The 898-nt window shown below is 54.5% G+C and carries 1 protein-coding gene and 1 pseudogene; both read left to right on the top strand.

Annotation, left to right across the window (positions count from 1 at the left end; all coding sequences use genetic code 11):
* Window positions 1-7 precede the first annotated feature (7 nt).
* Window positions 8-148: pseudogene (locus tag ACUU1I_RS20835) on the top strand (diguanylate cyclase regulator RdcB family protein); the annotation flags it as partial.
* Window positions 145-898, top strand: a 754-nt coding sequence (locus tag ACUU1I_RS20830; RefSeq protein ID WP_449144929.1) for a patatin-like phospholipase family protein, incomplete at its 3' end; no start/stop codon positions are given. The pseudogene ACUU1I_RS20835 and the gene ACUU1I_RS20830, both read left to right, overlap by 4 nt.

Below are 898 nucleotides of genomic sequence, written 5' to 3'. Positions count from 1 at the left end.
AGACTAGTGCAGTGAAGAGCAGCATCCGGTGATCTGGTCAACCACGCAGGCTGCAGAACACTTACCGGTTCGCATGCCTCGCCTCTGCTCTGCAGAACGCCTCTCTGAAAGTATGGTCGATGAAATATTTCAGAAGGGGGCTGCATGAGTACAGAAATGAAAACGGGGCTGGTGCTGTCCGGTGGCGGGGCGGTGGGCGCTTATCAGGCGGGAGTGGTTAAGGCACTGGCAGAGTGTGATACACAGATCAGCATGGTTTCAGGGGCCAGCATTGGCGCATTCAATGGTGCCATTATCGCGACCTCTCCCGATCTGTCAGAAGCTGCCGTACGCCTGGAAGCGCTCTGGGATCATCTGGGGAATAATCAGGTGCTGTCGGTAAACCGATTGGTTTACTTTTCATTGCTGAAAAAATTGTTCCAGGCAATGAACCTCTGCCAGATCCCCGGACGTGCAGGAGCACTGCTTACGACGCTTCTTCGCCATATATCGATACTCAACGGGTTTGACAATCTGATGGCTCAGCCGTTGTTGTCAGATGAGCCCCTGACAGCGCTGTTGGATCATTATCTTGATACTGATGCTCTGGCAGACGGGCTACCGCTGTATGTGTCGCTGTACCCCACAGAAGGGGGCATGCAGGATATTATTGACTGCATTCGTGCTGAACTGGGTGCCGGAACCACGAAAAACGCCGTTTTTCAGCATATCCAGAGCCTGCCCCGCGGACAGCAGAAAGAGGCTCTGCTTGCGTCAGCCGCGCTGCCCCTGCTGTTCCGTCCCCGTGAGGTTCAGGGGACAATGTTCGGTGATGGTGGTATGGGAGGATGGCGAAATATGCAGGGAAATACCCCTGTGACGCCTCTGGTCGATGCCGGATGCAATATGGTGATTGTGA

Source organism: Shigella sp. SIG3 (assembly GCF_053555855.1).
The sequence above is the reverse complement of the archived record's forward strand: the minus strand, read 5'-3'. Positions and strand labels throughout refer to the sequence as shown.